Origin of the sequence: Escherichia sp. TW14182 (genome assembly GCF_000208525.1) — a bacterium.
GTDB classification, from domain to species: Bacteria; Pseudomonadota; Gammaproteobacteria; order Enterobacterales; family Enterobacteriaceae; genus Escherichia; species Escherichia ruysiae.
Genome location: NZ_AEJZ01000257.1, coordinates 1 through 10,383 on the forward strand (window position 1 = coordinate 1; position 10,383 = coordinate 10,383).

Annotated in this window: 8 protein-coding genes; 7 read left to right on the plus strand and 1 reads right to left on the minus strand. The window is 48.3% G+C overall.

Features of this window, described 5'->3' with window-relative positions; translation table 11 throughout:
* Positions 1-246: 246 nt before the first annotated feature.
* A complete protein-coding gene (gene adhE, locus EQY_RS0119010; RefSeq protein ID WP_000301666.1) occupies positions 247-2,919 on the minus strand; it encodes a bifunctional acetaldehyde-CoA/alcohol dehydrogenase in 2,673 nt (890 codons plus the stop codon).
* A gap of 479 nt (positions 2,920-3,398) precedes the next feature.
* Here adhE and ychE point away from each other — a divergent pair, with 479 nt between their 5' ends.
* From ychE to oppF, 7 genes are all read left to right on the plus strand, one after another.
* The gene (gene ychE, locus EQY_RS0119015) at positions 3,399-4,046 is read left to right on the plus strand and encodes an NAAT family transporter YchE (RefSeq protein ID WP_000616769.1); all 648 of its coding nucleotides are present in this window, start codon (positions 3,399-3,401) and stop codon (positions 4,044-4,046) included.
* Positions 4,047-4,337: 291 nt separating this feature from the next.
* Complete coding sequence (locus tag EQY_RS26310) at positions 4,338-4,541, plus strand: hypothetical protein (RefSeq protein WP_138984125.1); 204 nt, start codon at positions 4,338-4,340, stop codon at positions 4,539-4,541.
* Positions 4,542-4,782: 241 nt separating this feature from the next.
* Complete coding sequence (gene oppA, locus EQY_RS0119020) at positions 4,783-6,414, plus strand: oligopeptide ABC transporter substrate-binding protein OppA (protein WP_000182038.1); 1,632 nt, start codon at positions 4,783-4,785, stop codon at positions 6,412-6,414.
* An 84-nt stretch (positions 6,415-6,498) separates the two neighbouring features.
* The gene (oppB, locus tag EQY_RS0119025; RefSeq protein WP_000911117.1) at positions 6,499-7,419 is read left to right on the plus strand and encodes an oligopeptide ABC transporter permease OppB; all 921 of its coding nucleotides are present in this window, start codon (positions 6,499-6,501) and stop codon (positions 7,417-7,419) included.
* 14 nt (positions 7,420-7,433) lie between these two features.
* Positions 7,434-8,342 carry an oligopeptide ABC transporter permease OppC gene (oppC, locus tag EQY_RS0119030; protein WP_000979659.1) on the plus strand — a complete coding sequence of 303 codons (909 nt, stop codon included), beginning with the start codon at positions 7,434-7,436 and terminating at the stop codon, positions 8,340-8,342.
* 11 nt (positions 8,343-8,353) lie between these two features.
* Complete coding sequence (oppD, locus tag EQY_RS0119035; protein WP_000110959.1) at positions 8,354-9,367, plus strand: murein tripeptide/oligopeptide ABC transporter ATP-binding protein OppD; 1,014 nt, start codon at positions 8,354-8,356, stop codon at positions 9,365-9,367.
* The coding region (oppF, locus tag EQY_RS0119040) for a murein tripeptide/oligopeptide ABC transporter ATP binding protein OppF (RefSeq protein WP_000994882.1) at positions 9,364-10,383 on the plus strand (1,020 nt) is incomplete at its 3' end. The genes oppD and oppF, both read left to right, overlap by 4 nt.

Here is a 10,383-nt window from a genome sequence, read left to right on the forward strand (position 1 = left end):
AATGGGGGGGATGTGTTCATTACATTTTCTCTGCTCCTAACCATCGCTAAAACGTAACAGAACGATTTAGTGCTTCGTCATCTACGATGTTGAGTCATTTTCAGGTTATCGCGGTTAGTGCGCATTAGATAACAGTATATATGAGCATACTAATGCAGTTGGGTTATTTGACTTTGTATAGCGTGTAGCGAAAACAAAAAAACGGCCCCAAAAGGGACCGTTTATGAGGATGTACAGAGTTACTGATTAAGCGGATTTCTTCGCTTTTTTCTCTGCTTTAGCTGGAGCTGCTTCCTTTGCTGCTGGTGCTCCTTCTACGTAATCACGACCATAGTAGGTATCCAGCAGAATCTGTTTCAGCTCGGAGATCAGCGGGTAACGCGGGTTAGCGCCGGTGCACTGGTCATCGAATGCATCTTCAGACAGTTTATCTACGTTCGCCAGGAAGTCAGCTTCCTGAACGCCAGCCTCACGGATAGATTTCGGAATACCCAGTTCTGCTTTCAGCGTTTCCAGCCATGCCAGCAGTTTCTCGATCTTCGCAGCAGTACGGTCACCCGGTGCGCTCAGACCCAGATGGTCTGCGATTTCAGCATAACGACGACGAGCCTGTGGACGATCGTACTGGCTGAATGCAGTCTGCTTGGTCGGGTTGTCATTCGCGTTGTAGCGGATAACGTTACAAATCAGCAGGGCGTTGGCCAGACCGTGCGGAATATGGAACTGGGAGCCCAGTTTGTGCGCCATTGAGTGACATACACCCAGGAAGGCGTTCGCAAACGCGATACCCGCGATAGTAGCTGCACTGTGAACACGTTCACGCGCTACCGGGTTTTTAGCCCCTTCGTGGTAAGACGCTGGCAGATATTCTTTGAGCAGTTTCAGCGCCTGCAGAGCCTGACCATCAGAGAACTCAGATGCCAGTACAGAAACATAAGCTTCCATGGCGTGAGTGACTGCGTCCAGACCACCGAAAGCACACAGGGACTTCGGCATATCCATAACCAGGTTGGCGTCAACAATCGCCATATCCGGGGTCAGTGCATAGTCTGCCAGCGGATATTTCTGACCTGTTGCATCGTCGGTTACAACCGCAAACGGAGTCACTTCAGAACCCGTACCGGAAGTGGTGGTGACGGCGATCATTTTCGCTTTCACGCCCATTTTCGGGAACTTGTAGATACGTTTACGGATATCCATAAAGCGCAGCGCCAGTTCTTCAAAGTGGGTTTCCGGATGCTCGTACATAACCCACATGATTTTCGCGGCGTCCATCGGGGAACCGCCACCCAGCGCGATGATCACGTCTGGCTTGAAGGAGTTTGCCAGTTCTGCACCTTTACGAACGATGCTCAGTGTCGGGTCAGCTTCAACTTCAAAGAAGACTTCAGTTTCAACGCCGGCAGCTTTCAGTACAGAAGTAATCTGGTCGGCATAACCGTTGTTGAACAGGAAGCGGTCAGTCACGATGAGCGCACGTTTGTGGCCATCAGTAATCACTTCATCCAGCGCGATTGGCAGTGAGCCACGGCGGAAGTAGATAGATTTCGGAAGTTTGTGCCACAACATGTTTTCAGCTCGCTTAGCAACGGTTTTCTTGTTGATCAAGTGTTTCGGACCAACGTTTTCAGAGATGGAGTTACCACCCCAGGAACCACAACCCAGAGTCAGGGAAGGTGCGAGTTTGAAGTTATACAGGTCACCGATACCACCCTGAGAAGCCGGGGTGTTGATCAGGATACGGGCAGTTTTCATTTTCTGACCGAAGTAGGCAACGCGTGCCGGTTGGTTATCCTGGTCGGTGTACAGGCAAGAGGTATGACCGATACCGCCCATGGCAACCAGTTTCTCTGCTTTCTCTACCGCGTCTTCGAAATCTTTTGCACGGTACATTGCCAGCGTCGGGGACAGTTTTTCATGTGCGAACGGTTCGCTTTCATCAACAACGGTCACTTCACCAATCAGAATCTTAGTGTTTTCTGGTACAGAGAAGCCCGCCAGTTCAGCAATTTTATAAGCCGGTTGACCAACGATAGCTGCGTTCAGTGCGCCGTTTTTCAGGATAACGTCCTGAACGGCTTTCAGCTCTTTACCCTGCAGCATGTAACCGCCGTGGGTAGCGAAACGTTCACGTACAGCGTCATAAACAGAGTCAACAACAACAACAGATTGTTCAGAAGCACAGATTACGCCGTTGTCGAAGGTTTTGGACATCAGTACGGATGCAACTGCACGTTTGATATCTGCGGTTTCATCGATAACAACCGGAGTGTTACCAGCACCTACACCGATTGCCGGTTTACCGGAGCTGTATGCTGCTTTAACCATGCCCGGACCACCAGTCGCGAGGATCAGGTTAATATCAGGATGGTGCATCAGCGCGTTGGACAGTTCAACAGAAGGTTGATCGATCCAGCCAATCAGATCTTTCGGTGCACCAGCAGCGATAGCAGCCTGCAGAACGATATCAGCAGCTTTGTTAGTTGCATCTTTTGCACGCGGGTGCGGAGAGAAGATAATAGCGTTACGGGTCTTCAGGCTGATCAGCGATTTGAAGATTGCAGTTGAAGTCGGGTTAGTCGTTGGAACGATACCGCAGATAATACCGATTGGTTCAGCGATAGTGATAGTACCGAAAGTGTCGTCTTCAGACAGAACACCACAGGTTTTTTCATCTTTATAGGCGTTGTAGATATATTCAGAAGCAAAGTGGTTTTTAATTACTTTATCTTCGACGATACCCATGCCGGATTCGGCAACGGCCATTTTCGCGAGTGGGATTCGAGCATCTGCGGCAGCCAGAGCGGCGGCGCGGAAGATTTTATCAACTTGCTCTTGAGTGAAACTGGCATATTCACGCTGGGCTTTTTTTACACGCTCTACGAGTGCGTTAAGTTCAGCGACATTAGTAACAGCCATAATGCTCTCCTGATAATGTTAAACTTTTTTAGTAAATCATCTGCTCGAATACGAGAGTATAGTCAGTGTGGTGATGATTTGCTTAACCTATGAAAATCAAAAGCTTACTCGCGCTCACACTCACTGTGATTTACTAAAAGAGTTTAAACATTAGAGAGACTAATCTCTAATGCGTCACTTCCAGGTGGCGTAAGCAAGATTACTCACTTCTGGGTACTGATTACGTGATCTAGATCAAAATTCCGCAAAGCTGACACCTTTCAGCTCCGCTTTTAGCTATAAAAGCTAATAGTTAATAAATTGTAGTATTTATTGTTGGCTACATTAGCATGTTTTGCACGACTAGATAACAATAATGAATGATAGTAATTTTAAGCGGTTAGGAGGTGAAAAATGCTGCCAAAAGGCGTATTGTCAGCGCGTATTTTTTTACCTTTGCTTATGGCTAACATTATCCGGCTTTTGCTTCGGAGCTAACCGTGATTCAGACACTCTTTGATTTTCCCGTTTACTTTAAATTTTTCATCGGGTTATTTGCGCTGGTTAACCCGGTTGGGATTATCCCCGTGTTCATCAGTATGACCAGCTATCAGACTGCGGCAGCGAGAAACAAAACAAATCTGACTGCCAACCTGTCGGTAGCGATTATCTTGTGGATCTCGCTTTTTCTCGGCGACACGATTCTGCAACTTTTTGGAATATCGATTGATTCGTTCCGCATCGCGGGCGGCATACTGGTGGTTACAATTGCGATGTCGATGATCAGCGGTAAGCTTGGTGAGGATAAACAGAACAAACAAGAGAAATCAGAAACCGCAATTCGAGAAAGCATCGGCGTTGTACCGCTCGCATTGCCTTTGATGGCAGGACCAGGGGCGATCAGTTCAACTATCGTTTGGGGAACGCGTTATCACAGCATTGGTTATCTGTTCGGCTTTTTTGTGGCAATTGCATTGTTTGCTTTATGTTGCTGGGGCTTATTCCGCATGGCACCCTGGCTGGTGCGAGTTCTGCGCCAGACCGGTATAAACGTGATTACTCGTATTATGGGGTTGCTGCTGATGGCATTAGGGATTGAATTTATTGTTAATGGAATCAAAGGGATTTTCCCTGGTCTGCTCAATTAATTTCTTTCATACGAAACGGAGCCATGGTGCTCCGTTTTTTCGTCATTATTTTTACTTTTGCCCAGCACAGTTATCAAAAGCAAACGAAATAGATAAATATTTTTCCTCATATTACAGCCAGTTATAAGAATATCCTTACCCCGCCATCCTCCTCATCATGTTATTTTCGCGACATCATAATCCTGGGTCTTGCTGAAGAATAATTGAAATGATATTAGTAATTCCACTGCATTTGGCAGAGGAATGTGCTAAATAATGACCTTTTGTTAAGTTATTGTATATTTCTCTATCGTGACAGCAACCAGAAAAAACAGACTTGCTTTACGAGGTTTTATCTTATTGTTTTTAAATGGTTTTATTGGCAATCTGATGAAGTCTTTAGATATTGGCGCGGTCAGCAAAAGAGAATTACTTAACAATTTTGCAAAATGTATTGGCGGGCAAGAAGCGCATTTGATACTTTCCGGCCAACCGTCAGGCGATTTTTTTTGGTAATGAGAATAATTAACAATAAAAATTGCTGCATTAAATAGTAAATGTGTCTCGACAGGGGAGACACAGTAGGAACCGACGTAAGGTGGTCGTTCGAATCGCCAGAATAAATAAAGTCGGTGATAGCAAAGCGTAACGATATATCAACCTGGCAGCAGAAAGTCTCCGAATCTGTCCAGGGTCCCAACCCGGGATTACACATGCTGGTTAAAGCCAGTAATTATAATGAGGGAGTCCAAAAACAATGACCAACATCACCAAGAGAAGTTTAGTAGCAGCAGGCGTTCTGGCTGCGCTTATGGCAGGGAATGTTGCGCTGGCGGCTGATGTACCCGCTGGTGTTCAGCTTGCAGAAAAACAAACGCTGGTGCGTAACAATGGTTCTGAAGTTCAGTCATTAGATCCGCACAAAATTGAAGGGGTTCCGGAGTCTAATATCAGTCGCGACCTGTTTGAAGGCTTGCTGGTCAGCGATCTCGATGGTCACCCGGCGCCTGGCGTCGCGGAGTCCTGGGATAATAAAGATGCCAAAGTCTGGACATTCCATCTGCGTAAAGATGCGAAATGGTCCGACGGCACGCCAGTCACTGCGCAGGACTTTGTATACAGTTGGCAACGTTCTGTTGATCCGAACACCGCTTCTCCCTATGCCAGTTATCTACAATATGGGCATATCGCCGGTATTGATGAAATTCTCGAAGGGAAAAAACCGATTACCGATCTCGGCGTGAAAGCCGTCGATGACCACACTTTAGAAGTCACATTAAGTGAGCCTGTTCCGTATTTCTATAAATTACTGGTTCACCCATCGACTTCTCCGGTGCCAAAAGCCGCTATTGAGAAATTCGGCGAGAAATGGACCCAGCCAGGAAATATTGTCACCAACGGTGCCTATACCTTAAAAGATTGGGTCGTTAACGAACGTATCGTTCTTGAGCGCAGCCCGACCTACTGGAACAACGCGAAAACCGTCATTAACCAAGTCACCTATTTGCCGATTGCTTCTGAAGTCACCGATGTTAACCGCTATCGCAGCGGCGAAATCGATATGACCTATAACAACATGCCGATCGAGTTGTTCCAGAAGCTTAAAAAAGAGATCCCGGACGAGGTTCACGTCGATCCGTATTTGTGCACCTACTATTACGAAATTAACAATCAGAAACCGCCATTCAACGACGTGCGTGTGCGTACCGCACTGAAACTGGGTATGGATCGCGATATCATCGTTAATAAAGTGAAAGCACAGGGCGATATGCCCGCCTATGGTTACACTCCTCCTTACACAGATGGTGCAAAATTAACTCAACCGGAATGGTTTGGCTGGAGTCAGGAAAAACGTAACGAAGAAGCGAAAAAGCTGCTGGCTGAAGCGGGCTATACCGCAGACAAACCGTTGACCATTAACCTGCTATATAACACGTCCGATCTGCATAAAAAGCTGGCGATTGCCGCCTCTTCACTGTGGAAGAAAAACATTGGTGTAAACGTCAAACTGGTTAACCAGGAGTGGAAAACCTTCCTCGATACCCGTCACCAGGGAACTTTTGATGTGGCTCGTGCAGGCTGGTGTGCTGACTATAACGAACCAACATCCTTCCTGAACACCATGCTGTCGAACAGTTCGATGAATACCGCGCATTATAAGAGCCCGGCCTTTGACAGCATTATGGCGGAAACGCTGAAAGCGACTGACGAGGCGCAACGCACTGCGCTGTACACCAAAGCAGAACAGCAGCTGGATAAAGATTCGGCCATTGTTCCGGTTTATTACTATGTGAACGCGCGTCTGGTGAAACCGTGGGTTGGGGGGTATACCGGCAAAGATCCGCTGGATAATACCTACACCAGAAATATGTACATTGTGAAGCACTAATGGCAATACGTGGGGCAGGGGAACTTGCTCCACGGTGTCTGATTTTTATCGCATTATAGAAGGCACTGGCCAGAAGGTACGGCAATGTTAAAATTTATTCTACGTCGCTGTCTGGAAGCGATTCCGACGCTATTTATTCTGATTACTATTTCGTTCTTTATGATGCGTCTGGCGCCAGGAAGTCCGTTCACTGGTGAACGGACGTTACCGCCAGAAGTGATGGCCAATATCGAAGCGAAATATCATCTTAATGATCCGATCATGACACAGTATTTCAGCTACCTGAAACAACTGGCGCATGGCGATTTCGGTCCGTCTTTTAAATATAAAGATTATTCGGTCAATGACCTGGTAGCATCCAGTTTTCCTGTTTCTGCAAAATTGGGGGCAGCCGCGTTTATACTTGCGGTAGTGCTGGGTGTTAGTGCTGGCGTTATTGCCGCATTAAAACAAAACACCAAATGGGACTATACCGTGATGGGGCTGGCAATGACCGGGGTGGTTATCCCCAGTTTTGTGGTTGCGCCATTATTAGTCATGATATTTGCGATCATTTTGCATTGGCTACCAGGCGGTGGCTGGAATGGCGGGGCGCTGAAATTCATGATATTGCCGATGGTGGCATTGTCTCTCGCCTATATCGCCAGTATTGCGCGTATTACCCGTGGTTCGATGATTGAAGTTTTGCATTCCAACTTTATTCGTACTGCCCGCGCGAAAGGTTTACCTATGCGCAGGATCATCCTTCGCCACGCATTAAAACCAGCTCTGCTACCCGTGCTCTCCTATATGGGACCCGCATTTGTCGGCATTATTACCGGTTCTATGGTCATCGAAACCATTTATGGTTTGCCGGGGATCGGGCAATTGTTCGTTAATGGCGCATTGAACCGTGACTATTCATTGGTGTTAAGCCTGACCATTCTGGTTGGTGCATTAACCATTTTGTTTAATGCCATTGTCGATGTGCTATATGCGGTTATCGATCCGAAAATCCGTTACTGATACTGGAGCTCGCGATGATGTTAAGTAAGAAAAACAGCGAGACGCTGGAAAATTTCAGTGAGAAGCTGGAGGTCGAAGGGCGCAGCTTGTGGCAGGACGCACGTCGACGTTTTATGCATAACCGTGCGGCGGTCGCCAGTCTGATAGTGCTGGTACTGATCGCGTTATTTGTTATCCTGGCACCAATGCTTTCGCAGTTTGCCTATGACGATACCGACTGGGCGATGATGTCCAGCGCCCCGGATATGGAATCCGGTCACTACTTTGGTACTGACTCATCTGGCCGCGACTTGCTGGTACGCGTTGCTATTGGTGGACGTATCTCACTCATGGTCGGGGTTGCTGCGGCACTGGTCGCAGTGGTTGTGGGGACACTTTATGGTTCGCTTTCTGGTTATCTTGGCGGCAAAGTGGATTCGGTAATGATGCGTCTGCTGGAAATCCTCAACTCCTTCCCATTCATGTTCTTCGTCATTTTGCTGGTGACCTTTTTCGGTCAAAACATTCTGCTGATTTTTGTAGCGATTGGCATGGTTTCCTGGCTGGATATGGCGCGTATTGTGCGTGGACAAACCCTGAGTCTGAAGCGCAAAGAGTTTATTGAGGCGGCACAAGTTGGCGGTGTATCTACGCCCGGTATTGTTATTCGCCACATTGTGCCGAATGTGCTTGGTGTTGTAGTGGTCTATGCATCGCTACTGGTGCCCAGCATGATCCTCTTTGAATCCTTTTTAAGCTTCCTGGGGCTGGGTACACAAGAGCCGTTAAGCAGCTGGGGCGCATTGCTGAGCGATGGCGCGAACTCGATGGAAGTCTCTCCGTGGTTACTGCTGTTCCCTGCGGGATTCCTCGTGGTGACGCTGTTTTGTTTCAACTTTATCGGCGATGGCTTGCGTGATGCCCTCGACCCGAAAGATCGTTAAGGAGTGCAGCCATGAGCGTAATTGAAACTGCAACTGTGCCGCTCGCACAACAACAGGCTGACGCACTACTGAACGTGAAAGATTTGCGTGTCACCTTTAGTACCCCGGATGGCGACGTCACGGCGGTTAACGATTTGAATTTTTCCCTGCGTGCCGGGGAAACGCTGGGTATCGTTGGTGAATCTGGTTCGGGTAAATCGCAAACCGCGTTTGCCTTAATGGGGCTTCTGGCTGCCAACGGACGTATTGGCGGATCGGCAACCTTCAATGGGCGAGAAATCCTCAATCTTCCAGAGCGAGAACTCAATAAACTGCGCGCTGAACAAATCTCGATGATTTTTCAGGATCCGATGACCTCGTTAAACCCTTATATGCGCGTTGGTGAGCAGTTGATGGAAGTGCTGATGCTGCATAAAAGCATGAGCAAGGCTGAGGCGTTTGAAGAGTCAGTGCGGATGCTCGATGCGGTAAAAATGCCGGAAGCGCGTAAACGCATGAAGATGTTCCCGCATGAATTTTCTGGTGGGATGCGTCAGCGCGTCATGATTGCGATGGCGTTGCTGTGTCGGCCTAAACTGCTGATTGCCGATGAGCCGACAACTGCGCTGGACGTGACCGTACAGGCGCAAATCATGACGCTATTGAATGAACTGAAGCGGGAATTTAATACCGCCATCATTATGATCACCCACGATCTGGGTGTGGTGGCGGGGATCTGTGACAAAGTTCTGGTGATGTACGCCGGGCGCACGATGGAATATGGCAATGCGCGCGATGTCTTTTATCAACCCGTTCATCCTTATTCTATCGGTTTGCTCAATGCGGTGCCGCGTCTCGATGCGGAAGGTGAAACCATGTTGACCATTCCCGGTAATCCGCCAAACCTGCTGCGATTACCAAAAGGTTGCCCGTTCCAGCCACGTTGTCCACATGCGATGGAAATTTGTAGTAGCGCACCGCCGCTGGAAGAGTTTACCCCTGGCCGTCTGCGTGCATGCTTTAAACCGGTGGAGGAACTGTTATGAATGCTGTAACTGAAGGAAGAAAAGTCCTCCTCGAAATCGCTGACCTGAAAGTGCACTTTGAAATCAAAGATGGCAAACAGTGGTTCTGGCAACCCGCAAAAACACTGAAAGCGGTCGATGGTGTCACGCTTCGCTTGTATGAAGGGGAAACATTGGGTGTGGTAGGAGAATCGGGATGCGGTAAGTCCACCTTTGCTCGTGCCATCATCGGTTTGGTCAAGGCTACTGACGGTCGTGTTGCCTGGTTAGGCAAAGAGTTGTTGGGAATGAAGCCCGATGAATGGCGTGCCGTTCGTAGTGATATCCAGATGATTTTTCAGGATCCGCTGGCATCGCTGAACCCGCGTATGACCATCGGTGAGATCATCGCTGAACCGCTGCGCACCTACCATCCGAAAATGTCACGCCAGGAAGTTCGTGAGCGCGTGAAGGCGATGATGATGAAAGTCGGCTTGCTACCCAATCTGATTAACCGTTATCCGCATGAGTTCTCCGGCGGGCAGTGTCAGCGTATCGGGATTGCTCGTGCACTTATTCTTGAACCGAAGCTGATTATCTGCGATGAGCCGGTGTCGGCGCTGGATGTGTCAATTCAGGCGCAGGTAGTCAACCTGCTCCAGCAATTGCAGCGTGAGATGGGATTGTCATTAATCTTTATCGCCCACGATCTGGCCGTGGTAAAACACATTTCCGATCGCGTGCTGGTGATGTATCTCGGACATGCGGTAGAACTGGGGACGTATGATGAGGTCTACCATAATCCGCTGCATCCTTATACCAAAGCATTGATGTCGGCAGTGCCCATTCCTGACCCGGATCTGGAAAAGAATAAATCTATTCAGTTACTGGAAGGGGAATTACCGTCGCCGATTAACCCGCCTTCTGGTTGTGTTTTCCGTACCCGCTGCCCGATTGCCGGTCCTGAGTGTGCCAAAACGCGACCTGTGCTGGAGGGGAGTTTCAGACATGCCGTTTCTTGCCTGAAAGGTAATATTCCGGTGACCTCATCTTCACAG